The 20,369-nt window shown below is 45.0% G+C and carries 23 protein-coding genes and 2 pseudogenes; 11 read left to right on the top strand and 14 right to left on the bottom strand.

All coding sequences use genetic code 11. The features are described from left to right. Window positions 1–3: 3 nt before the first annotated feature. Window positions 4–2,430: a CshA/CshB family fibrillar adhesin-related protein gene (locus FEF09_RS17890; RefSeq protein ID WP_146306381.1), complete on the bottom strand. Its 2,427-nt coding sequence runs from the start codon at window positions 2,428–2,430 to the stop codon at window positions 4–6. A gap of 309 nt (window positions 2,431–2,739) precedes the next feature. Between FEF09_RS17890 and FEF09_RS17885 the strand changes: the two genes are divergently transcribed. After that, window positions 2,740–3,747 carry a DUF3592 domain-containing protein gene (locus tag FEF09_RS17885; RefSeq protein WP_146306380.1) on the top strand — a complete coding sequence of 336 codons (1,008 nt, stop codon included), beginning with the start codon at window positions 2,740–2,742 and terminating at the stop codon, window positions 3,745–3,747. Window positions 3,748–3,817: 70 nt separating this feature from the next. On the opposite strand, the gene FEF09_RS17880 is transcribed toward FEF09_RS17885, so the two are convergent. Both FEF09_RS17880 and FEF09_RS17875 read right to left on the bottom strand, forming a co-directional pair. Continuing rightward, the gene (locus FEF09_RS17880) at window positions 3,818–4,615 is read right to left on the bottom strand and encodes a prohibitin family protein (RefSeq protein WP_146306379.1); all 798 of its coding nucleotides are present in this window, start codon (window positions 4,613–4,615) and stop codon (window positions 3,818–3,820) included. A gap of 2 nt (window positions 4,616–4,617) precedes the next feature. Further along, the gene (locus FEF09_RS17875) at window positions 4,618–4,797 is read right to left on the bottom strand and encodes a hypothetical protein (protein WP_146306378.1); all 180 of its coding nucleotides are present in this window, start codon (window positions 4,795–4,797) and stop codon (window positions 4,618–4,620) included. 87 nt (window positions 4,798–4,884) lie between these two features. Between FEF09_RS17875 and FEF09_RS17870 the strand changes: the two genes are divergently transcribed. Beyond that, window positions 4,885–5,673 carry a hypothetical protein gene (locus FEF09_RS17870; protein ID WP_146306377.1) on the top strand — a complete coding sequence of 263 codons (789 nt, stop codon included), beginning with the start codon at window positions 4,885–4,887 and terminating at the stop codon, window positions 5,671–5,673. 181 nt (window positions 5,674–5,854) lie between these two features. Then, a complete protein-coding gene (locus tag FEF09_RS17860; protein ID WP_146306376.1) occupies window positions 5,855–6,319 on the top strand; it encodes a DUF4268 domain-containing protein in 465 nt (154 codons plus the stop codon). Window positions 6,320–6,328: 9 nt separating this feature from the next. On the opposite strand, the gene FEF09_RS17855 is transcribed toward FEF09_RS17860, so the two are convergent. The 6 genes from FEF09_RS17855 to FEF09_RS17830 all read right to left on the bottom strand — a co-directional run bounded on the left by FEF09_RS17855 (window position 6,329) and on the right by FEF09_RS17830 (window position 11,846). Beyond that, entirely contained in the window at window positions 6,329–7,207 is an 879-nt protein-coding gene (locus FEF09_RS17855; RefSeq protein ID WP_146306375.1) for an NmrA family NAD(P)-binding protein, read from the bottom strand. 101 nt (window positions 7,208–7,308) lie between these two features. Continuing rightward, complete coding sequence (locus FEF09_RS17850) at window positions 7,309–8,229, bottom strand: helix-turn-helix domain-containing protein (protein WP_146306374.1); 921 nt, start codon at window positions 8,227–8,229, stop codon at window positions 7,309–7,311. Window positions 8,230–8,290: 61 nt separating this feature from the next. Then, the gene (locus FEF09_RS17845) at window positions 8,291–9,016 is read right to left on the bottom strand and encodes a lycopene cyclase domain-containing protein (protein ID WP_186774394.1); all 726 of its coding nucleotides are present in this window, start codon (window positions 9,014–9,016) and stop codon (window positions 8,291–8,293) included. A 1-nt stretch (window position 9,017) separates the two neighbouring features. Beyond that, window positions 9,018–9,494 carry a sterol desaturase family protein gene (locus FEF09_RS17840; protein WP_146306372.1) on the bottom strand — a complete coding sequence of 159 codons (477 nt, stop codon included), beginning with the start codon at window positions 9,492–9,494 and terminating at the stop codon, window positions 9,018–9,020. Window positions 9,495–9,526: 32 nt separating this feature from the next. Then, entirely contained in the window at window positions 9,527–10,354 is an 828-nt protein-coding gene (locus FEF09_RS17835) for a phytoene/squalene synthase family protein (RefSeq protein WP_146306371.1), read from the bottom strand. Then, entirely contained in the window at window positions 10,338–11,846 is a 1,509-nt protein-coding gene (locus FEF09_RS17830; RefSeq protein WP_261387574.1) for a phytoene desaturase family protein, read from the bottom strand. Before FEF09_RS17830 ends, FEF09_RS17835 begins: the two co-directional genes overlap by 17 nt. Window positions 11,847–12,109: 263 nt before the next feature. Between FEF09_RS17830 and FEF09_RS34830 the strand changes: the two are divergent. Both FEF09_RS34830 and FEF09_RS17820 read left to right on the top strand, forming a co-directional pair. Beyond that, window positions 12,110–12,163: pseudogene (locus FEF09_RS34830) on the top strand (hypothetical protein); the annotation flags it as partial. Between the two features lie 17 nt (window positions 12,164–12,180). Beyond that, on the top strand, window positions 12,181–12,993 hold the full coding sequence (locus FEF09_RS17820; RefSeq protein ID WP_146306369.1) for a MerR family transcriptional regulator: 813 nt from the start codon (window positions 12,181–12,183) through the stop codon (window positions 12,991–12,993). A gap of 851 nt (window positions 12,994–13,844) precedes the next feature. Here FEF09_RS17820 and FEF09_RS33210 read toward each other — a convergent pair. From FEF09_RS33210 to FEF09_RS17805, 4 genes are all read right to left on the bottom strand, one after another. Then, entirely contained in the window at window positions 13,845–14,387 is a 543-nt protein-coding gene (locus FEF09_RS33210; RefSeq protein WP_261387573.1) for a zinc-binding dehydrogenase, read from the bottom strand. Beyond that, the gene (locus FEF09_RS33205) at window positions 14,333–14,638 is read right to left on the bottom strand and encodes an alcohol dehydrogenase catalytic domain-containing protein (RefSeq protein WP_261387572.1); all 306 of its coding nucleotides are present in this window, start codon (window positions 14,636–14,638) and stop codon (window positions 14,333–14,335) included. The genes FEF09_RS33210 and FEF09_RS33205 overlap by 55 nt, the downstream gene beginning before the upstream one ends. Window positions 14,639–14,800: 162 nt before the next feature. Then, the gene (locus FEF09_RS17810) at window positions 14,801–15,262 is read right to left on the bottom strand and encodes an SRPBCC domain-containing protein (protein WP_146306368.1); all 462 of its coding nucleotides are present in this window, start codon (window positions 15,260–15,262) and stop codon (window positions 14,801–14,803) included. A 6-nt stretch (window positions 15,263–15,268) separates the two neighbouring features. Then, the gene (locus FEF09_RS17805) at window positions 15,269–15,631 is read right to left on the bottom strand and encodes a winged helix-turn-helix transcriptional regulator (protein WP_146306367.1); all 363 of its coding nucleotides are present in this window, start codon (window positions 15,629–15,631) and stop codon (window positions 15,269–15,271) included. A gap of 77 nt (window positions 15,632–15,708) precedes the next feature. Between FEF09_RS17805 and FEF09_RS17800 the strand changes: the two genes are divergently transcribed. The 6 genes and pseudogenes from FEF09_RS17800 (at window position 15,709) to FEF09_RS17780 (ending at window position 19,367) form a co-directional block, all read left to right on the top strand. Then, window positions 15,709–16,587: an NAD(P)H-binding protein gene (locus tag FEF09_RS17800; RefSeq protein ID WP_146306366.1), complete on the top strand. Its 879-nt coding sequence runs from the start codon at window positions 15,709–15,711 to the stop codon at window positions 16,585–16,587. 78 nt (window positions 16,588–16,665) lie between these two features. Next, window positions 16,666–16,950: pseudogene (locus FEF09_RS34825) on the top strand (AraC family ligand binding domain-containing protein); the annotation flags it as partial. A 416-nt stretch (window positions 16,951–17,366) separates the two neighbouring features. Continuing rightward, window positions 17,367–17,522, top strand: a complete 156-nt coding sequence (locus tag FEF09_RS34820) for a helix-turn-helix domain-containing protein (RefSeq protein ID WP_409994868.1) — start codon at window positions 17,367–17,369, stop codon at window positions 17,520–17,522. Window positions 17,523–17,604: 82 nt separating this feature from the next. Continuing rightward, a complete protein-coding gene (locus FEF09_RS17790; RefSeq protein WP_146306364.1) occupies window positions 17,605–17,832 on the top strand; it encodes a hypothetical protein in 228 nt (75 codons plus the stop codon). A gap of 619 nt (window positions 17,833–18,451) precedes the next feature. Next, complete coding sequence (locus FEF09_RS33200) at window positions 18,452–18,751, top strand: FAD-dependent oxidoreductase (protein WP_315898170.1); 300 nt, start codon at window positions 18,452–18,454, stop codon at window positions 18,749–18,751. A 19-nt stretch (window positions 18,752–18,770) separates the two neighbouring features. Next, the gene (locus tag FEF09_RS17780; RefSeq protein ID WP_146306363.1) at window positions 18,771–19,367 is read left to right on the top strand and encodes a short chain dehydrogenase; all 597 of its coding nucleotides are present in this window, start codon (window positions 18,771–18,773) and stop codon (window positions 19,365–19,367) included. 89 nt (window positions 19,368–19,456) lie between these two features. On the opposite strand, the gene FEF09_RS17775 is transcribed toward FEF09_RS17780, so the two are convergent. Then, complete coding sequence (locus tag FEF09_RS17775; RefSeq protein WP_146306362.1) at window positions 19,457–20,347, bottom strand: SDR family oxidoreductase; 891 nt, start codon at window positions 20,345–20,347, stop codon at window positions 19,457–19,459. Between the last annotated feature and the right edge of the window lie 22 nt (window positions 20,348–20,369).

Below are 20,369 nucleotides of genomic sequence, written 5' to 3'. Positions count from 1 at the left end.
TATTTATCTGGCAAGTACAACAGTGCCTTTACGTAATACATCTCCACAGACCGTCTTCGCTTTGATCATATAAATATAAGTGCCCGCAGGCTGCGCCATTCCTTTGAAAGTGCCATCCCAGCAATGCCCGGGATAACGCGTATTGAATACCATAAAACCGGTACGGTTAAATACACTGAATTCAAATGTATTCGTCTCACCCCAGAACTTCATTCCAAAACAATCATTCCTGCCATCTCCGTTAGGCGTAAACGCTGTCGGCAACGGATAACGGGTAAAAGCCAGCGCAACATCCACATTCACCGTAATCGCCTCTACCTGCGTACACCCATGTACGTCCATCACAGTTACCTCATAAGTGGCCGATTTAAGCGGCGATACGACCGGATTAGCCACAAGGTTATTAGAGATAGCCACCGCAGGCTGCCAGTTGTAATAAACGCCTCCTTTTGCCTCCAGACTCACTTCAGGATGTGCGCAGTCTATATCACCTGATTTTGACACAGAAGTAACCGGCAGTGCATATACCTTGATCGGCACCATAAACGTATCAGATACTGCACACGTATGATGCTCCATGTAGATCTTAAAAGTAGAATCACAGACAGGCGCAACCGTGATAGACGCATTGGTCGTCAGCAAAGAATCTCTGTCAGAATACCACCTGAACACATCTCCTCCTTTCGCCAGAATATCTACTGTCTGCCCCAGACACACCACCGGCGTATCCGGTATCACTCTGAACTCAGGTGAAGGATTCACGCGCACATTGATGAGCGCCTTGCTGGTACAACCGTACACAGTTGTTGCCGTAGCCGTATAACTGGTGCTGACAGCAGGTGTGGCAACAGGATTGGGAATAATACTATTGCTAAGCGAACTATCAGGCCACCATGAATAAGTCGCCGGTATATCAGAGATAGCGTACAACTGCAGGGAGTTACCGGAACAGATCGCCGTATCACTTCTCTTGTTAAATACAGGAGAAGGATTGACGTGGATGGTGAGACTCGCCTTTCCCGGACAACCATGTGCATCCACACTGTTCACAGTATAAGTAGTCGTCACCATAGGTGTTGCCACCGGATTGGGAATCGTATCTGAAGAAAGACCTGTAGCCGGTGACCACTGATATTTAATACCACCACTTGCATTCAGCTGTGCAGGTTTACCCGCACAGAGCACCATGTTGGAAAGTGTATTGACATTAGCAGCACAAGGCGCTTTGATAGGTACGAGATAATCTTCCACTTCCCCGTCAGGTGCAAAGCCTGTGGGTGTTCTCACCGCCTGTTGATCAGTAGATAAACGAAAACGGAAACCATATTGCGAAACACTGCCTGTAATAAAACCATCAGGTAATCCCGTCCAGTTCAACGTAGCAAATGTAGCTCCGGGAGACACGACGGTAGTCACCAGTTCTGATAATTCAAATACACCATTACGGTTATAATCAAACCATCCGGAGAGATATGCATTTTTACCGCTTGCATTGCTCAGGGGTACATTCACGGTGTAAGCACCACTACCGGTATAATCATGAAATGCACTGATCGCTTCTTCATCCACTCCATGCAGATTATCATCTGTCATCCCTACCGAATCAGCATCTCCCGGCACACTACCCAACTGCAAAGCAGATTGGCGTGTAGTAACCGGATATGGCGCCTGATAATTACAGGCATTTTGTGTACTGTATACCAGCTGGTGAAAAGCACGACCATAACTGCCCGGCAGATCACCTTCATCTACTTTGGCAATGATACCGAAAGCAACTGCACTGCTGCCATGACCAGTTCGTAACAAGCCAACATCTAATCTAAGTGTTGCACCAGCAGCTACATCTGTCGCAAGTATCGGGAGCTGCCCTATGCCGGGCGTACCACCATATGTTTCTGATACACTTACAGTAGCTGTACCACAGCCCACGGCAGGATTATTCACCTGCGTTGAATTACGGAAGAAAGCAATTGATCGCCAATGTCCTGCAGAACTCTTTAACTGCAGTGTTTCCAACGAACTCGAAGATTCCGCATCTGTTGCAACCAGCGTAAAAGCAGCCGGACGACCATAACGTGTAGCACTTGTTGTTATAGTGAAGCTGCTGTTATTGAAGTTGTTAGGTACTGCCAGTGCTGGTCTTACAGCAGTATCAGAAAAATTGTATAGGTTCTTCAGTAAAGCCTGATTCGACATGTTCATCACCACAGGCGATATGGGCGTGCCGGTAACATCGGAGATAGTGAGCGTGATAGAGAGTCCATCTGCTGTTATAATCGTTTTGGTTGCGCCATTTTCAATCTTCATACCTGACCAGTCCATCCACCACACCACTTCCTTCAGATTACCCGTTCCACTGTCCGCATATTGTGCAAATGACTGGGTATGAAATAATAGCAATAACGAGGGTAGCAATAAAAATTTAGGCATTCGGTTTATATTATAGGGATCGTCTTTCAATATATAGATAGGTCTCTTCGGCTAACTGTCTCATTCTCACAGAATAAGCCCAAACGTGCTACTACTAAGGCTTTCAGGGAGGCTCATGTGTAAAATACATAAAATAGTATATAAAAACATAATTTAAAATGGATGTACTTACGGGGAATCACATATTAAAAAATGTATATTTGCAGAATGCTTATAGCAGCTTGTGGGACAAATCATTGAAGACCTGAAGATTAGAAATATCCTGAAGAACCGGAATTCCCTATAACCGTACACTACAACCCTATACATATGAAAAGAAGAATCACGTGGGGCATTCTGCTCCTGCTCACATTCCTGACATTTTATTACTGGATGCCTGCAGATATGTACCTGTATATGCCTGTTTTCCTTGGTATCGTCGGTGGCTTATTATGCTTTGTGTTCCTTGTACAGCTTTTTGCTGATTTTCAGGACATTGATGAAATAAAAGAATGGGACCGTACGCCTAAATACTGGTATCATAACATTGCCTTTCTGTTTATTCCAGGCGCTATCGCACTGATAGTCATCTTCTCAATGCACTACACAAAACTGGAAAACAAAGAACTGAAACAGTTCGGAGAAACAGTACCGGCAACGATCGTAGATGGTTATTACAAAAGCAGTTCTAAAAGCAGCAGCTACAAACTGACCATCTCTTATATCACGAAAAAAGGAAAGCCTGTACGCGTACAGAAAGAAGTAAGCAGTGAACAGTATCATGCCGCCAGCAAAGGGCAGCATGTGGAAGTGATCTACTCCACCAAACATCCTTCACTGGTGAAGATTTTGCTGGGTGAGGAAATGATCAAAGAATTCACAGGTATCAGCAGCAGAAATGTCAATCTGAAAGATATGTCTGACATACTGGACATGTCCGGCGACAGCGTACTAAATACACTGAATAAGATCAGCTATCGCTGGAGCATTGCGGATGATGACAAGAGCAGTTATGTGAATGAACATAAAGACCTTTACATGAGTGTAACACCACACGGAAGCGTAACCTATGTATCACTGGGTGAGAATATGAGAACTATGCTTCAGGAAATCAAAAATTCCGGCTTTAAACAGGACTCTGCAAGTGCCAATGTAAACAAGGAAACTGAAGATGACGGTATGTTCCGCCTTTACACAAAAGGAGACCTGAAACTGGTGGTACGTACCAAGGCTCTGGAAATGGATAACAGCAGCAGCTCCAATGAAACCAGCGTCGCGGCTATGGCAAAGATGTTTAACAAAGAAGTGGGACTGGTCGTGACCATGTTCAGGAACTAATTGATCAGACATACAAAAAAAAGAGCGGCTACTGATAGTGCCGCTCTTTTTTTATGTGCAGACGAGTTGACTACTGTACATTCTTGAAGAAGGTAGGGGAACTGCCATATAAAGCCGTTTTTCCGTCCCATTTTTCGATGAACTGCTGCTGAATGAGCAATGGAGTCAAAGACTGCTGACGCAGCTGATTTGCCTTTGCTTCTGCCTCTGCCTGTATGATCAGTTTCTTTGCATTTGCTTCAGTCACTCTCAGCTCATTTTCTACCTGCATGGCCTGCTGTACCGCCCTGTTCTTCGCATCGATCGCCTGTGTGATCGTTTCAGGATATTCGATACCGCTGGTCAGCTGTTCCAGATCAAACCCTTCCTTTTTCATGGATTCTGACAATTGTGCCTGTACCGCATTTTCAAAACCTTCCCTGCTGCTGATCATGCTATCAGTAGTATACTTATTGAACTGTATACGGAAAGCATCTCTTACATAGTTGTATAAAGTTGTTTTCGTGATCTCATCAATACCCTTACGGTATTTCTTAAAGATCTCAGGGCTTTTACCCGGCAATACACGGAAAGTGATAGTAGGATCTACTGTAAATACAGATCCGTCTTTCGCATTCACCGTGAATGGATTGTAATCAGCTGTCTGTACGAAGATCGGGAATTCATACACGGACTCAGTTAACGGATTGTACCATACCCGTCCTGTTACAAGGGAAATATCCTGTACTCCCTTATCAGTACCATATTGTTTTACTCTGATACCTTCATGACCGGCATCAATTCTGGTGCAACATAAATTACAGAATACAGGGATTACAACCACCACAATGACCAACAGGACAATTGACCGGATTTTTTTCTGGTTCATACTTAAAATTTGAATTTTAATAACTTGTAAAATGCGTAGTGTAGAATAATAATTACGAAAATGCTGACAATACCGCCGAATACGGCGAGATCACTTGGCGCGGTTAGCAAACTTGCAACCCATGTCCAGGCATAAATATCCATCAGGATAATCGCCGGCAGGGATAAGTAAATGATTTTCATGTTCGTATAGGATTAACACGAAGGTAATACATTTTGAAACACAATGAGTTGCTTTTCGTACTTTTGCCCCTTCCTAACCTGTGAAAAATGTCTAAACCGATCATTGCTTTTACCCTGTTGTCAGCATTGTTGTTCAGTTGTCAGCAGCAGGCCGCGCAACCTGAAAAGAAAAAATTTCACCTGCCCTTTGTGTTACAGGATTCTTCTCAGGAGAAAGCTGTGCTAACCGAAGTAAAATCGGTCAATCCAACAAACTTTCCATTTCTGGGTAAATATAAATTCTGCGATACGCTCAGACTGGCAGATGAGTCGAATGAAAAAACCACTGCCGGAGAAAACTATATTATCTACGAAAAAGGCAGCATCGGTACGTGGGATTCTCTCAACACAGACGGCTTTCAGATTTTTGCAGATTATAAAACCACTATTCGTTATCGTACCAATCCTTACGATCAGACGCACCTTTATTTTCCGGTGTATATGGTCAATGAAACAGATACGACAAAGTTCTTCTTTGGAAAAGACCGCCATGCATGGGGTGTACAGGAAGCAAAAGATACGGCTGACTATGCCAGTTGGTACGCTATCGAATGCCCGACATTTGACTTCTGCGGTAATGGCAGTTTTGGGGTTAAGGTTCAGCCGGGAGAGTTTATCGTGCTCCTTGTACCCAGATATAAAGGCAGTCAGACCGGCTCCATGCGGGTAAGATTACAGGTTGATAACACCACTTATGTTTCACTACGTTATGAAGGCGAATACCATCAGGAACAATTCCGTTTCGACATGTCACGTCCAACAAGGTTCCCGGCAAAATTCGCAGACTCCTATATAAACTTTGGGATTTACGGCGCAGCTTTTAAGCGATTCAGATAATCAGCTTTTTCGCCTGTACCATATTCACTTTCCCATGCAATAACTGCTCAATCACATAAGCACTCAGATTAAACCAAATTATCAGCAATACGCCATTACTGTGACTAACTACCCACTATCAGCGATCGTTTTTCAGAAAGAGTGAACTATCTTTGAAGCTGTGAATTAGCTAAGCGGATACATGTACACTAAACAGGAAGTTTCAAAACTCAAACAGGCATTCTGGACAAGCTTCGGTAAATACATGAAGCCTATATTATCAGCGGATGGAGAGATCATCAGCTGGTCCAATTATAAAACCGGCATCTCCGGTATCAGCTTCAAAATGGATGCTGATAACAGAAATGCCAGTATTGCGATCGTTATTGCGCCGGCTGATCCGGCATTACATAAAACATTCTATGACCAGTTTCTCCTGCATAAAAGTATGCTGGCCGCCTCCCTTGGCGAAGATGACTGGCAATGGGAAGCTGATACGACTGATGAATATGGCAGGTCCATCAGTAAGATCAGTAAACAGCTGGACAATATATCCGTATTACGTTCCGAAGACTGGCCCGACATTATTTCTTTTTTCAAACCACGCATTCTCGCATTGGACGAATTCTGGAGTATGGCTAAATATGCATTCGAAGCAGTGATGTAAATTAAGTGCTTAGAAGGCGGTAGCCAGTTCTTTTACAAAATCCTCCAGCTTTACCTTGCCCCATACAGCCGGCTGATGCTTGTCAAAGTCTTCTCGTAAAGCGCCGTTGTGCGTACTCGTTCCCAGATCAATCAGATTACTGATCACATGCGGCGGCAGTCCTGCCTTTTCCATACCGGCTTTTGCCTGTTCTTTGGTAAATAGCAGCCATTGCAGATCGGGTTTTCCGATGGCAGTACCCAGCACCCGCGCGATCTCATTACAAGTACGCTCATCACTCGCAACATAACGTACCTGTACCCCGCTACCGGCACTTGTCAACGCTTCCGCAGCTGCTGCAGCTATATCTGTCGGGTGTACCATCACGATCTTATCTTCTCCCCCATAAATCGCACCCATGATACCCTGATGTCTGATCATATCCACGAAGCTGTAAAGATTGTAAAAGAAGAAGGTAGGTCGCAGGAAAGTGATGGCGACATCGGGGAGTTGACGTAGTATACCTTCCGAATAATGTGACCCCAGAATAAAACCGGTTCCCTCGCTACGATGTGCGCCGTAACTGCTCAGATGTACAACACGTTTAACACCTGCGTTACGGATAGCAGTTACATAGCTCTCTGCAATACGGCTGTAATACGCAATCTGGTCTTCTGCCGCAAAATTGGGCGGCACCATCGCATATACGGCGTCTGCGCCGGTGAATGCAGTCGTCAGAAAGCCGGTATCTTCCAGTGATCCGATAGCAGCCACAGCACCCAATGCCTCAATGTCCTGCTGCCTGTCTGTACTACTGCTGATCACCGTCACCTGATGTCCCTGCTGTATTAATTCCTTTGTCAGTGGCTTGCTGATATTACCCAGCGATCCTGTTACTACAACTTTCATAATTGATTAGTTTTTTTGGATGAAAACTTAACAATGCAAAAGTCCGCATGAAAGGACAGTCCGATGTAGCGGAATCTATTTTTGTTGTAGCCAATTCTCAGCTAGTTGAAAGAATGCCGGAATTCGAGGGGAGAAAGGTTCGTTTTACTCTTAAATAATTTACTGAAGGATTGGGAATGTTCAAATCCCAGTTCATAGGCTATTTCGCTGACCGACAGATCCGTCGTGGATAGTTTCTCTTTTGCTTTCTCTATCAGTTTATCATGGATATGCTGCTGTGTACTTTGTCCTGTCAGAGTCTTCAGCAGCCCACTCAGGTAATTGGGAGAGACATGGAGGTTGTCAGCTACATACTGTACGGAGGGTAGTCCGCCCTGTTGTATCTCCTGACTGCCAAAATAGTCATTCAGCAGACTTTCCAGCCGGTCCAGTATTTTATGATTGCTGATCTTCCGGGTGAGGAATTGCCGGTGATAATAACGTTCTGCATAAACCAGTAGCAGTTCCACCTGTGCAATGATGACATCCTGACTGAATTTATCGATATTGGAGCGGTATTCCTGCTCTATCTGCTGCATGATACCCATTACAGTCCACTCTTCCTTTTCAGACAAATGCAGGGCCTCATTGACGGCATAACCGAAATATTCATATTGCGCAATCTTGTTAGCTAACACCGTCTTCCATAGAAAATCAGGGTGGATCAGTAATAATCTACCGGAATGCCTCAGCTCTTCTTCGTCTTCCCGCTCGATCCTGATAACCTGACCGGGGGCCGTAAAGGTCATCAGCCCTTCATCGAAATCATATTCCTGCTGACCATATTTCATGCGCGCATTGAAATTCTTTTTCAGGGCAATGGAATAAAAATGCAGTAACAGACTGACAGGCTGATCTCCCGGTACATGTTTAATCAGCGTAAAATCAATTACACTGATCAACGGATGATCAGGTTTGGGAATACCCATAAAAGCATGGTATTCGGTAATTGTCTTTATACGATGATGTTTTGCCTGTTTCATACCGTCTGCGCGCTAAACAAGTGAAGTGATGTACGGCACAAAGATAATCTAAAAAGGTTCCTCATCTGCCTTCAGAAAGAGCGCTATAGGTAAGCGAGGGTCGTTTACCTGACAAAAAATATTCATACAGTGCTACTTCTACACCGATGAGCAACAATCCGTACGCGATGTCTTCCAGCGGGATTGTCATCAGCCTCGGACCAGCAATTTCAGCAGCATTATACCATACAACCGGTTCCTGTATCCAGGAACCGGTCAGGAGACCGTTTACTACCAGAAATGGTAATAACATCAATCCATAACAGATATAAAAACGGTCCACCCATTGGTTCTTAAACAGGATGGTTATACCAAAAACGAACAGGGACATCAATAACAAAGTCAGAAAAGTATAGCTTTTGTCACTATACACATATGCGGCACACAAGCCGGCAGCAATGAGTCCCCATGAAATAAGCTTTGTCAGTATATGTGGCAAATGCAATTTCGGCCAGAGTGTAAAAATACTATGATAAGAAAAGAGGCAGGCATAAGGGATACACAGGAAAAACAATATCTCTTCCAATGGCAGATTGACCAGATATACACCTGATACATATTTTGGATTAAATCCCCACACACCTTTGGCAGTAAAGAAACAATCCCAGCAGATAAAAAACAATCCGGGAATAAAAAGAGCCGGCCATAAAGCGCCCCAATGCCTGTAAAATCTCAGCTTAGGATGAAATGAGAAGATAAAAGGCACGGCAATGGAAGCCAGATCTATTGTGAGGTAAGTATACCACATCTCAGGAATAACTTTTTTCTTTACTGAAGGCATCTTTCAGAAAACGTACCGGAAAAAACAACATACCGAAACACTCTCCTTTTTCTTTACCGATATGTTTATGATGCATTTTATGCGCCCGTCTCAGCGCACGCAGATAAACATTATCCGAATTTCTCAGCCAGCGAAAACGCTGATGTACAAAAACGTCATGTACCAGAAAATAGGTAGCGCCATACAAAGTAATGCCTGTGGCAATAGCTATCAGGTAAGGCAGATGCTGCAATGTACCTAACAGAAACAACAACATTCCGGGCAAAGCGAATATCACAAAGAAGAAGTCATTCTTTTCAAAGAAATGTCCTTCATCTTTTCGATGGTGGTCCTTATGCAAGGACCATAAAAATCCGTGCATAATATATTTATGCGTGAACCATGCGACCATTTCCATAAAAACAAACGCGCCAAGACCCACCAGTATATAAGATAGTAATATCATCCTGTTTCAATATAGTGTATTAACAATGATCCTTATCTGACCTGCAACAGCATCGTCTGTAACATAATACCGATCTTATGACTGTTGGCAACACGAATCCTTTCCGTCATAATTTTCTGCGGTGGAAGGTTTCTGATCTTATTAAACAAGACCCGGTAATAAGCATATGCCAGATATACCCCCTTTCTGGAAGACATAGGTAATGCCTTTATACCTTCAAGCGCTTCATTGAAATCACAGGCAATTTCCGCTTCAATAGCCGCTTTATCCTGACAGGAGAAATTATTGAGGTTAATCTGCGGGAAATAATGCCTGCCCAGTTCCTGACTATCCGTTCTCACATCCCGCAGAAAATTAACCTTCTGGAAAGCAGCCCCCAGCTTCATAGCAGGGTACTTTAGTTGTTCGTACATTGCATGGTTTCCGTCTGTAAAAACCTTCAGACACATCAATCCAACTACTTCAGCCGAGCCAAGTATATACTTTTCATAAATACTTCTTGTATAAAAGTGCTGTTGAAGATCCATTTCCATACTATCCAGAAAGGTATCTATCAACTCCTGCTCTATATGATAGGTATGGACTACCTGTTGAAAACTGTTTAAGATAGGATTGAGACTGATCTTGTCCCTGATCGCTCTGTAAGTCTGTTCTCTGAAATCATGCAGCAACTCCGCTTTAGGATATTCGTGGAAAGAATCTACAATCTCGTCAGCGAAACGGACGAAACCATAAATGCCATATATAGGCGCATGAAATTTACCGGCAAGCAATCGTATCCCAAGAGAAAAGGAGGTACTGTAAGCTTTGGTTGTAAGCTTACTGCAAGCGGCACTAACCCTGTCAAATAACGCTTTCATAACGAGATACTTTTTGTTTTGAGATATATTCTGCGACTACCTGTCCGGAAATAATGGCCGGTGGTACACCGGGCCCCGGAACTGTCAGCTGACCAGTAAAAAATAAATTGGTAACAGACTTATGTCTGATGGATGGTTTTAGAAAAGCAGTCTGTCCCAATGTATTGGCCAGCCCATAAGCATTCCCTTTAAATGCGCTGTAATCAGCTATAAAATCTGTACAGGCATAACTGCGGGAGTATACAATCTGCTCCCCTATTTTCTCTCCACAGAATTCTTCTGTTTTCCTAAGCACAAATTGCAGATAATGATTTCTGATGTCAGGCGTATCCAGCAGTCCGGGTGCTGTAGGAATGAGAAAAAACAGGTTCTCCATACCCGGCGGTGCAACCGTATCATCTGTTTTTGAAGGACAGCACAGATAGAAAAGCGGTTGCTGCGGCCATTCGGGTGAGTTGTAAATAGCTTCCGCATGTTGCCGGAAATCGTCTTCAAAGAAAAGATTATGATGCTGCAGGCGGGCAATCTTTTTACTTACACCGATGTAATAAATAAGACAGGAAGGAGCCATCACCCGTTTCTCCCAATAATGAGCGCTATAATTCGCTTTCCCTGATGGCAACAATTCATGATCTGTATGATGATAATCCGCTCCCGATACGATGACATTGGCAGTCAGCACCCCTTTATTGGTACGTACTCTCTTTACACGATTCCGTTCCACATCCATGCCTTCTACAGTCGTGTTCAACATTATCTCTACACCCGATTCAATGGCCAGTCTGGTAAAAGCGTTGACCAACATATGCATTCCTCCTTCCGGATACCATGTACCAAGTTTCATATCAGCATAGTTCATCATGCTGTACATCGCAGGGATCCGCTCAGGTGTGGCGCCAAGGAACAGCACAGGGAACTCAATAATTTTCAGCAGCCGTTCATCTTTGAAAAACTTACGGGCATGATGACTAAAAGATTGCAGCATATCCATCCGCAGAAATGAACGCATCACTTCTCCATTACATAATTCATGCACATGCAATCCGGGCTTCCTGACATAGGCAGACATCGCTGTTTTATACTTATACTCTGCTTCCTCCATAAATCTGGCAAGACGACTGCCCGCACCTGTTTCAATCCCCTCAAATACCGCCTGTAATGCCGCAAATGAGGATGGCAGACTTACCTGCTCTCCTTTCCCGAAAATAACCTGATAAGAAGGGTCCAGCCGCTTCAGGGTCATATAGTCATCAATCGAACGTCCATGCTGTTGGAAGAAATCCGCTGCCACTTCCGGCATCCAATACCAGCTGGGCCCCATATCAAACCTGAATCCCCCAGCCTCAAATACCCTTGCCCGGCCACCTGTCTGATCATGCCGCTCTACCAATGTCACCGCATACCCCTCCTTCGCCAGACTAATGGCCGCCGAAAGCCCTGATAAACCCGCGCCTATGACAATAGCAGAACTGGCCATATTTTGTTTAACCATTTAATTAAAATCTTAAACAAATGTATTGTTTAACTTTTGAATTAAAAAATTAAACAAAATAGGACCAAAGGTGTTTCTATTTAGACTAATTGCAGAACCTGGAACCTTTTTACACAGCAATAGAGGGGATTTTCTGTTTGAAAACCGGTGAAATGGGTACCAGTAACAAGCATATAGCTGCTGAAGATTCCGGAGAAAATGAGTGCATTTTGTTTAAGCCCACAACATATTATTACTACATTGCGCTCTGAAAATAGGTGATTATGGCATCTGAGAACTACTCCATAAAGGATCTGGAAAGACTGTCCGGTATCAAAGCGCACACGCTGAGGATATGGGAAAACGCTATGGTATCATCAAACCGGGCAGAACGGATACTAATATCCGTTACTACGGTAACGACGAACTTAAAAAGATCCTGAATATCAGTCTGCTGAATCAGCATGGGTATAAAATATCCACGATCAGCGAAATGAATGATGAAGAGATAGCAGAAAAAGCCTCTTCCGTCGGATTATTCAGTCAGAACGGCTCCACGGATGAAAACCTGTTGCTTAGTCTCATAGACATGGACGAACAACTATTTAACAGTACATTTTCAGGCCTGATGATGAAAAGAGGGTTTGAAGACACCATCATTTCCTGTATTTTCCCTTTCTTCCACCGTATTGGTATTATGTGGCAGGCGGGTACTATCAATCCGGCACAGGAGCACTTCTTCTCAAATCTTATCAGAAGTAAGATCATTATGGCCACAGAAGCACTCAATAAACATCCTGAAACCAGTGCGAATGTGGCACTCCTGTTCCTCCCTGAAGGAGAATTACATGAAATCGGATTATTGTTTTATAACTACGCACTTCGTGCAAGAGGCTACCGTACTATTTATCTGGGGCAGTCCGTTCCTCATGACAGCCTTTACAGGGTCATTACAATATGTAAACCTGACCTGATCATCACCGGCATGACCAATCCTATCACCTCCAACGATTTTATGTCCTTCTCTCAGCAACTTTGTGAGTTTGCACCCGGTCTTAATATCTATTTCACAGGGCCTATCCCTGCCGGCGTCCGGGAAATGCTCCCTCCCAATGCACGCACAGTCAACGATCTGCTTTCTTTGATGCACATCACACAAAAAGCCTGAGCGCTTTCCCACAGTTCCAGAGCCATAAGACAGTGCTTGCCGCAACAAGCCTGCAGTAAATGGTCCTTTTATGGAAAAGTTCCGGTATGGATACATCGTATATACGCCGTGTATACTTCATATTTGCAGGCCTTCTTCCACAGCCGGATTATATCCTATAACATTCGGGCTTCGGTTTAGTTATAAGGCTGACAAAGTAACCACTATCATCCTACCTGTAAAAAGGAGACCGCATGCAATAATTCAACCGTAAGGTTTTGCTGTACCAAGACAATTTACACCTGTAATGCGCCCGCTGAATAAACTTTAATATGTAGGGTTAATCCTGCATGCAATACGTCAACTGTAAGGCTTTGCTGTATCAGGACAATTTACACCTGTAACATGCCCGTTGAAAATGGACTCTAACAGTAAAGTTAATCCTGCATGTAATAAATCAACTGTAAGGCTTTGCTATATCAGGACAATTTACACCTGTAACACGCCCGCTGAAATAAACTCCAACATATAAAATTAATTCTGCTTGCAATACATCAACCTCATATTAATACAAGGTCCTGACGTCGTTCCATAAAACAATATAAACCATACGATTGCCCTAGATAACCCGTATATAAGCCGTATATAATCCGTATCTATATAGAATGGCTTATATACGGCTTATATACGGGTTATCTACGGAATATCTGCCAATTATCTTCCTGATAAAGACACGACTCAGCAGACCAGTCGCTAACCCAATTTTTTCCTTGTATCAGCACCGGCAACTTTTGTTAAATAATGTTTTTTGTAATTTTTTGTAGCTCAGGAAGCTGTTAAAATGAGCTTTCCGATATGCTCACTGCTTTCCATTACACGATGGCAGCAGCGGCTTCTTCGAATGGAAAAAGGGTGTAAATAACCGGCTTGAATTTTCCGGCCTTCAGCAAGGGCCATACCTGTTGAAGAATATCCTCTGTGAGGGCTTTTTTGTAAGCGTACTCCCTGCCTCTCAAAGTACTACCGGTGATTGTCAGCCGTTTACGCATAACGAGGCTCAGGTCCAGTTCCGTGCGGTTACCTCCCATTGTGTTGATATAAACCAGACGCCCTTCCTCACGCAGTATACGGAGGTTTTTAGGCAGATACTCCCCTCCGACCATGTCGAGGATCACGTCTATCTTTTCATTGGCTAATTCCTGCTCAAAATCGCTGTTTTTATAATTGACAAAACGGTCAGCGCCCAATTCCATACAGGCCACTCCCTTTGCCTCTGAGCCCACTGTTACAATCACCCGGTTTCCCAACGCATGCGCCAGCTGAATAGCCGTTACACCGATACCACTGGAACCACCATGTATCAGAAAGGTTTCCCCTGTCTGAAGACGTGCTCTCTGAAAGACATTAGACCACACCGTATAATAGCTTCCGGCAGGGAAGCCGCTTCCGCAAAGCTATACCCCTCCGGTACCGGCAGGCATTGCCCCTCAGCAACCGCTACTTTTTCGGCATAACCACCTCCCGCCAGCAAAGCACAGACACGGTCACCTTCTTTCCATTGGGTAACGCCCTCTCCACAGCGGATAACAATACCTGCCACTTCCAGTCCCGGAATATCAACTGTCACACCCGGCGGAGGCGGATATTTACCTTGCCGTTGCGCCACATCTGCGCGGTTATACCAGCCGCTTTTACTTCGATCAATACTTCCTCTCTTCCGGTGTCGGATCTGCATACTCCTTCCATTGCAGAACTTCTGGTGCACCTGCCTGTGTAATGACTGCTGCTTTCATATCGTTAGTAGTGGGTTTATATGATGCTTAATGGGTTATTCTACATATCCAGCCAGTTTTTCCAGCGAGGATGCTGTACCGGCTTCATTATCTTCCGGACGGATACCGGAAGGAATATCACTGAAGAAAAAACTGACCTTCGTTGCCGTTCCCTGTTCTTCCAATGTGATATCCATGATCATCTCACCTTCAAACGCAGGATTATCCGTGTCAAAACGAACCGCCTGTATAATGCGATGCGGTGGCTCAAGCTTTACAAAGCGTGCACTGAAACGATCTTCTTTTCCCTGCGTTTTCCCTTCGGAGACACTATCCGTTTCCGCATAGAAAAGTGACATGGTGTAACCACCTCCTTCCCTGCCATCAAAGTCGTGTACTTCCGCAGTCATATCTCCCGGCGCCTGCCAGCTGGCCAGTGCCTTTGGATCAGTCAGTGCATGATAGATCTTTTCTGCAGAAGCCATGATGACCCTGCTGTTATAAGAAGTGTTTTTCATCGCTTTTTATTTAAAAGCCCCTTCCTTGTCTTTAAAGGACCATTCCGCCATCGCATGAATAACCGGTAGTAATCCCTCTCCTGCTTTCGTCAGCCGATACGTCACAAAAGGTGGTACAACTGGTCTTGATTCCCTGATCAGCAGATTGTCTGCCTCCAGTTGTTTCAGGTGCTGGATCAGCATCTTTTCCGTAATCGCCGGTATCGCGCGTTTCAGTTCACTGTACCGTTTATCGCCGCTGGAAAGTTGCCAGAGAATAATCGGTTTCCAGTAACTGCCGATCTTTTCCATCAGGTGCGTCACCGGACATTGATCCAATGCAAACTGCTTATTCTCCTGAATGGTAGAAGATGTTTTAAATATTCCCATGATACATACTTTGGAGTAAGTACTTGCCAAAAAGTAAGTACAAAAATACCTTTGTTTCAGCAAAAACAAAAGCAAACATGAAAATTACAATTTCAGGTTCCCTCGGGAACATCGGCAGATATCTGACAGAGAAACTGGTAGCAGGCGGACATGACGTAACCGTTATCAGCAGCAGTACAGACAGGCAAGCAGCCATCGAAGCAACAGGTGCAAAAGCCGCCATTGGTTCAGTAGCCGATATTGCATTTCTGAAAACAGTCCTGACAGGCGCCGACGCACTCTTCGCCATGACACCTCCAAAAATGGGCGGTAGCAATGTCATCCAAAATACGATCGATGCCGGTAAAGCTTTCGCCGAAGCTATCAGCGCAACACATGTGCCACGTGTTGTCATGCTCAGCAGCATAGGGGCAGATCACGCTACCGGCAACGGCCCGATCGCCAGTCTGCACCATATTGAAGACCTGTACAGACAACTGGAAGGCACTTCTGTTACATTCCTGCGTGCAGGTCTCTTCTATACCAATTTTTACAATGATGTACCACTGATCAAAGGCATGGGCATTATCGGCGGTAACTATCCTGATACACTGGGTCTGCCACTGGTACACCCTGCTGATATCGCAGCAGCGGCCGCAGAAGAACTGGTCCACAGTCCTGCCGGCAAAAATATACGCTATGTTATCAGTGATATCCGCACACCGGCAGATTTCTCCAAAGTACTGGGTGCTGCGATCGGCAAACCGGAACTGCCATGGGTAGAATTTACCGATGAACAATCTCTTCAGGGAATGTCACAGGCAGGTATACCGGAAGAAATCGCGCACCTGTTTGCTGAGATGGGCGCTGGTTTCCGTAGCGGTAAACTCTTTGCAGACTATATAAAAACAGGATCACCGGTAACAGGCAGCATCAAACTCGAAAGCTTCGCAAAAGAATTTGCAGCCAACTTCTGATCACATTGCTATAAAACAGGGATTCATGAAAAGTGCTTACTTTTGAGAGAAGTTATTTAAGCACTTTTCTTCTCTTCCATGGACAGCATACCTATCAGACATATTCATACGGTGTTGAAGCAACAGGAAGCCTCCTATCGCTTCAGCATCCGTAATGTACAGGACTTACTGACCGGAGAAGATATGCAAGAACCATTACACCGGCATGACTTCTTTTACATACTTATCCTGAAAACAGGCACAGGTCAACATCATATTGACTTCCAGCCGTACCCTATTACCAATCACTCCGCTTTTCTGGTACGTCCGGGACAGGTACACGAACTGACATTACACACCGGCAGCAGCGGTTACCTGATACAATTCAGTGAAGGTTTCTATACCGCCCATGATCAACAGGCCCGGCGCCTTCTGCGGAAAGCGGGCAACATCAATTACTATACTTTTGACGCCCGCAGATTTCAGAAATTAGCCGGTATCCTGCAATATATCTCCGACGAATACACGCATCAGGAAGAACGTTATCAGGAGGCCATCAGGTCCCAGCTCTCTGTTTTCTTTATCGAACTGCTGAGAGATCAGAGACACATCGCTGCTACGCAGGAACCTCACTATTTTCAGGAAAGACTGGACACCTTTACAGAACTGGTAGAAACACATTACGCGGAATACAAACAAGTGTCGCAATACGCCGCCATGATGCACCTGACCACCTATCAGCTAAACGCCATCACCAAACAAACACTGGATAAAACCTGCTCTGAAGTCATCAACGATATATCATACTCGAAGCCAGAAGACAACTCCGCGCCACTACGGAACAGATTAACAACATCGCCTTCCGGCTGGGCTATGAAGACGTCTCCTATTTTATCCGTTTCTTCAAAAAACATACAGGTTATACCCCTGACGCCTTCCGGCAGAACTGCAGATAAATCCTATTGAACTACATTTTTGTCCTACACCTGATAGCCGCTACCGGTCTACTTTTGCATTGTAACAAGTAATCACGCAGCTATGACGACAAAAAACAGACTGATCGCTTCCCTGAAAATATGGATAGTCATCTATCCCTCCATCACACTATTCCTCTATTTCTTCGGACAACCTATCTCTTCATTACCGCTGTACCTGAGAACATTCCTGCTCACGATCATCCTCGTGCCATGGATGGTATTCGCAGGATTACCATTGGTAGAACGTCTCATCAACATAAAGCGCGCGAAGAAAGCAAACAACTTATAAAAACAATACACCATGATCAATGAAAAATATATGGACGTCATCATTATCGGTGGCAGCTACGCAGGGCTTGCAGCCGGTATGGCTTTAGGCAGGGCCTTGAAAAAAGTCCTGATCATTGACAGCGGTCTGCCTTGCAACAGGCAAACGCCTTACGCTCACAATTTCCTGACACAGGACGGACAAACACCGGCCAATATCAGCGCTATTGCCCGGCAACAGGTGGCACAATATCTACCGTACAATTCCTCAGCGACCTTGCCACCGATGCTGTCCGGACGGCAACAGGATTCAGCATCAGCGTTGCTTCAGGAGATAGCTTCCATGCCCGTAAACTGATCTTTGCAACAGGCATCCGCGACCTGTTACCTGATATTACCGGTTTGTCTGAATGCTGGGGGATCTCCGTATTACATTGCCCCTTCTGTCATGGTTATGAGGTCAGGAATGCCAGCACCGGTATACTGGGTAATGGCGACTATGGTTTCGACTTCTCCCTCCTTATCCGTAACTGGACTGCTGATCTAACGTTGTTTACCAATGGAAGTGCTAAATTGACGCCCGGACAGTATGCCATCCTGCAGGAACAGCATATTCCCATTGTTGAAAAACAGTCAGTCAACTGGTACAGGAGAATGGCTATATCAGCCATATTGTTTTCGCCGACGGAACAACTGCTGCCGTCACGGCGTTATATACACATGCGCCTTTTGAACAACATTGTTCTTTACCGAAAAAGCTGGGTTGCGTATGCACAACAGAGGGGTATCTCATAACAGATAACACACAACAGACAACTATTCCCGGTGTTTTTGCCTGTGGAGATAATACGACTCGCCTACGCACAGTAGCGAACGCAGTCGCCATGGGTACAGCAACCGGTATAGCGGTTACTAAGTCTTTTTATACAATTCAATCATAAAAGCTAAAAAAGAATAATAATGAAAATCGTCCTTATAGGAGCATCCGGTACAATCGGTAAACACATCGCCGGCTCACTGGAAAAAGAGCACGAAATCATCAGAGTAGGATCAAAGAGTGGCGTACTACAGGCAGATATCAATTCACCGGCATCAATAGAAAACCTGTTCAAACAGACAGGGCCTTTTGACGCACTGGTAAGTACGGCAGGCGACGCGCATTTCGGCCCCCTGAAAACTATGAGCGATAAAGAATTCCGGATAGGTGTCAACAGCAAATTAATGGGGCAGATCAACCTCGTATTGATCGGACAACATTACATCAAACCAAAGGGATCTTTTACACTGATTTCAGGTGTCCTTTCACAAGACCCGGTGTTAAGTGCTGCTAATCCTGCAGCCGTGAACGGCGCCATCGAATCATTTGTACGTGCCGCAGCCATCGAACTCGAAAATGGCGTAAGGATCAATGCCGTGAGTCCGACTGTTGTGGAAGAGTCTCCGGAGTATTTCCCCTACTTCCCCGGACACATACCCGTGACCATGAAAGAGGTGATAGCCGCCTATCATAAGAGTATATTAGGCGCTGGCACCGGACAGGTGATCAAAGCATATTAAACACAAAAGAGGCTGACTCACAGAGCAGCCTCTTTTTGTCCGGATAGATGATGGAATCAGTTCGCCATATCTCTTTTCTGTTTTAATCTTTAAAAGTAAGTACCGGTCTCCAGATCGGCTACCAGCCCTACATGTTCCGGTTTCCAGCCCAGCCATTCTGCTGTTTGTTTTGCAGAAGCCGGAATGTTCAGTGATACAAACATGCCCAGCCAGCCGAAATGATTAACTGCTTCGTCTTTCGTTACCGATTGCAGTGGTAAGTTCAGCTTGTGGCTGATCACGCCTGCCAGCTCTTTTACAGCTATCCCTTCGTCTCCTACCGCATGAAAAACAGGTCGTCCGTCTCCTTTTTCCAGAGCCAGTCTGAATACCTTTGCAGCATCCAGTCTGTGTACAGCAGGCCAGCGGTTGGCACCATCCTCCACATAAGCAGACACTCCTTTTTCACGCGCGATAGCGATCAGACCGGGAATAAACCCACGATCACCATCTCCATGTACAGATGGCGGCAGACGCACGATAGAAGCCTTTACGCCTTTTGCTACCGCAGCTGCAGCAGCTTCTTCAGAAGCCACCCTTGGAATAGCTGCAGATCCGACAGCTGACAGATCGGTTTCTGTTACCAGCCGGCCGGGCGCTATAACACCCGTTCCGGAAGTAATGATCAATGGACGATCAGTCCCTTCCAGCCCTTCACTTAATGCGGCAATGGCAAGTCTGTCGGTTTCACAGTTTTCTTTATATTTCGAAAAATCATGGATAAATGCCAGATGGATGACGCCATCTGAAGCGGCCGCACCCTGTTTTAAACTATCAAGGTCTTCCAGTGAGCCGTAGTGTGCAGCAGCACCCGCTGCCTCTAATGCCTTTGCAGATGCCTCCGAACGGGCCAGCCCCGTTACCTGATGACCTGCTGCGATTAACTCCTGAACAACAGCCGAGCCGATAAATCCTGATGCGCCGGTTACAAAAACTTTCATAGTTGTTTGCTGATTTGATGAA

Source organism: Chitinophaga pinensis, from assembly GCF_007896845.1.
Lineage (GTDB): Bacteria > Bacteroidota > Bacteroidia > Chitinophagales > Chitinophagaceae > Chitinophaga > Chitinophaga pinensis_C.
Note: the sequence above shows the minus strand (reverse complement) of the source record. Positions and strands in the feature narration are given on the sequence as shown.

Coding starts and splice junctions, on each gene's coding strand:
- FEF09_RS17890 (WP_146306381.1), bottom strand. CDS start 2,430: ATGCCTAAATTTTTATTGCTACCCTCGTTATTGCTATTATTTCATACC.
- FEF09_RS17885 (WP_146306380.1), top strand. CDS start 2,740: ATGAAAAGAAGAATCACGTGGGGCATTCTGCTCCTGCTCACATTCCTG.
- FEF09_RS17880 (WP_146306379.1), bottom strand. CDS start 4,615: ATGAACCAGAAAAAAATCCGGTCAATTGTCCTGTTGGTCATTGTGGTG.
- FEF09_RS17875 (WP_146306378.1), bottom strand. CDS start 4,797: ATGAAAATCATTTACTTATCCCTGCCGGCGATTATCCTGATGGATATT.
- FEF09_RS17870 (WP_146306377.1), top strand. CDS start 4,885: ATGTCTAAACCGATCATTGCTTTTACCCTGTTGTCAGCATTGTTGTTC.
- FEF09_RS17860 (WP_146306376.1), top strand. CDS start 5,855: ATGTACACTAAACAGGAAGTTTCAAAACTCAAACAGGCATTCTGGACA.
- FEF09_RS17855 (WP_146306375.1), bottom strand. CDS start 7,207: ATGAAAGTTGTAGTAACAGGATCGCTGGGTAATATCAGCAAGCCACTG.
- FEF09_RS17850 (WP_146306374.1), bottom strand. CDS start 8,229: ATGAAACAGGCAAAACATCATCGTATAAAGACAATTACCGAATACCAT.
- FEF09_RS17845 (WP_186774394.1), bottom strand. CDS start 9,016: ATGTGGTATACTTACCTCACAATAGATCTGGCTTCCATTGCCGTGCCT.
- FEF09_RS17840 (WP_146306372.1), bottom strand. CDS start 9,494: ATGATATTACTATCTTATATACTGGTGGGTCTTGGCGCGTTTGTTTTT.
- FEF09_RS17835 (WP_146306371.1), bottom strand. CDS start 10,354: ATGAAAGCGTTATTTGACAGGGTTAGTGCCGCTTGCAGTAAGCTTACA.
- FEF09_RS17830 (WP_261387574.1), bottom strand. CDS start 11,846: ATGGTTAAACAAAATATGGCCAGTTCTGCTATTGTCATAGGCGCGGGT.
- FEF09_RS17820 (WP_146306369.1), top strand. CDS start 12,181: ATGGGAAAACGCTATGGTATCATCAAACCGGGCAGAACGGATACTAAT.
- FEF09_RS17810 (WP_146306368.1), bottom strand. CDS start 15,262: ATGAAAAACACTTCTTATAACAGCAGGGTCATCATGGCTTCTGCAGAA.
- FEF09_RS17805 (WP_146306367.1), bottom strand. CDS start 15,631: ATGGGAATATTTAAAACATCTTCTACCATTCAGGAGAATAAGCAGTTT.
- FEF09_RS17800 (WP_146306366.1), top strand. CDS start 15,709: ATGAAAATTACAATTTCAGGTTCCCTCGGGAACATCGGCAGATATCTG.
- FEF09_RS17790 (WP_146306364.1), top strand. CDS start 17,605: ATGACGACAAAAAACAGACTGATCGCTTCCCTGAAAATATGGATAGTC.
- FEF09_RS17780 (WP_146306363.1), top strand. CDS start 18,771: ATGAAAATCGTCCTTATAGGAGCATCCGGTACAATCGGTAAACACATC.
- FEF09_RS17775 (WP_146306362.1), bottom strand. CDS start 20,347: ATGAAAGTTTTTGTAACCGGCGCATCAGGATTTATCGGCTCGGCTGTT.